The organism is Pseudomonas sp. PME37.24/025, assembly GCF_055556615.1.
In genome coordinates this window covers 1-287 of record NZ_JBVHNK010000096.1, presented here as the reverse complement: position 1 = coordinate 287, position 287 = coordinate 1, and the positions used below count along the sequence as shown (strand labels likewise).

Genomic DNA, 287 nt, shown 5'->3' with positions numbered 1-287 from the left:
GCTGCAGGTTGTTGACCACGCCTTCGAAGGTGTGCTCCTTGACCACCGTGCGGCCGCGCTCGTTGACGTAGGCGAACGGAATGGTCTGGCGGCCCGAACCGTAGAGCACCGCTTGCTGCGCCTTGTCGTCGAGCTGCTCGAAGGGCACATCGAGGTCGAAGCCGTAGTAGGCGGCGATGCTGGTGAGCATCTGGAAGTAGAACTGGTTGCGGCGATCCCAGCCCTTGATCGCGCCCGAGGCCAGCGACAAATTGGGGAAAGCCACGATGCGCTTGGGATCGAAGAAC

The 287-nt window shown here is 62.4% G+C and carries 1 pseudogene; it reads right to left on the bottom strand.

What is annotated here, in order from left to right:
- Nucleotides 1–287: pseudogene (locus ACZ3HH_RS29655) on the bottom strand (excinuclease ABC subunit UvrA); the annotation flags it as partial.